General features: G+C 67.2%; 1 protein-coding gene. It reads left to right on the top strand.

Annotated elements, in window-relative coordinates; all coding sequences use genetic code 11:
* On the top strand, positions 1-512 hold a 512-nt coding region (locus tag ACU8YC_RS26255), incomplete at both ends, for a hypothetical protein (RefSeq protein WP_446896154.1).

Genomic DNA, 512 nt, shown 5'->3' with positions numbered 1-512 from the left:
GCTCTGGCCCGCGACAGCCAGCAGCTCGACGAGGAGCTGGCGGCCTTTGCCGAACTGCTGCCCGTCGAGCAACTGCAGCGCTGGCGCGAAGACCCGGCGCAGACCTTTATGCAGCTGGACGCCAGCATCGCCACGCGGCTGCAGCAGCTGCAGGCGCAGTCCGAGCTGAGCGAGGAGCTTCGCCAGGGCGAACAGCGCCGCAGCGACGAACAGTTGCAACAGCGCCATCGCCAGGAGAAACAGGCAGGCTGCAGCGTGCGGCTGGCTGAGCGCGAAAAGCTTCTGCTCGCCTGCCAGCAGGCGCTGCGGACCAGCCTTGGCGAGCAAAGCAGCGCCAGCGCCTGGCAACATCAGCTGGACGCGGCCATCCAGACTGCGCGGCAAACCCAGGCCGGGATCGATCAGCAGCTCAACGAGAGCAAACTTGGCCTGACACGCCTGCACAGCGAGCAACAGAACTGCCGCCAGCGCCACGCCGAATTGCAGCAGGAACGCGACGCGCTGAACGCGGA

The sequence above is a fragment of the Citrobacter sp. VF227 genome, assembly GCF_052950715.1.
Note: the sequence above shows the minus strand (reverse complement) of the source record. Positions and strands in the feature narration are given on the sequence as shown.